Source organism: Roseateles sp. P5_E1 (assembly GCF_054049335.1).
The window spans coordinates 1-683 of sequence record NZ_JBFUMN010000222.1 but is presented as its reverse complement, the minus strand read 5'-3'; the positions used below and the strand labels follow the sequence as shown (position 1 = coordinate 683).

The window sequence follows — 683 nt, the reverse complement described above, 5'->3', positions numbered from 1 at the left end:
GTCCAGCACCTTCACCCCGTCGAAACTGACTGTCGCCTGCTCGAAGCCGGCGGTGGAATCGAACAGTTCCGACGGCCCGCCCTTGAGCTGCTTGAGGAAGCCGACGTTGCCATGCCCTTGCCCCACGATCAGCAGCTTGCCGAACTGGCCGCTGCGGATGGAATCACTGTGGATCGCGTCGAAACGCAGCGTCCAGCCCCGATCGCTGCGCGGCGGTGGCGGAATCGCCTTGTCCACCCGCTGGATGTCCGCTTCCACGCCCGTGGCATCGATGCGCGGGATCCGTACCTCGCGGCGGAACAGCGCCACCAGATCGATCCAGGCGCTGGCCCGGTCGGCGCGGAAGATGTAGACCGTATGCCCGGCCTGCCCGCGCATGCGGATGTTCCACACGATGGCCTGGCCCGGCAGCACGGTGAGCGCCGGCCCGGTCTGCATGGTGAATTTTTCAGGCTTGCGGTTGGTGACCGCATCAAACAGCGGCGTATTGAGGAACACGTTACCGGCAATCAGATACAGCGCGTAGAGCGCCAGCAACGAGAACAACGCCAGGCGCCACGGCCGGGGCCAGCGCTGGACGCGCTCGGGAATCAGGGGCATGTAGGTAGGCGCGGGGCAGCAGAATGACCCGTGCACTATCGCCATCGGGCTGGCGCAGTCGCGTGAAGGCCTACTGCGTCGGT

1 protein-coding gene is annotated in these 683 nt (G+C 65.9%); it reads right to left on the bottom strand.

Going from position 1 to position 683, the window contains the following annotated elements; genetic code table 11:
* On the bottom strand, positions 1-600 hold a 600-nt coding region (locus tag ACXJKJ_RS30720; protein WP_457395269.1), incomplete at its 3' end, for a hypothetical protein.
* Positions 601-683 lie beyond the last annotated feature (83 nt).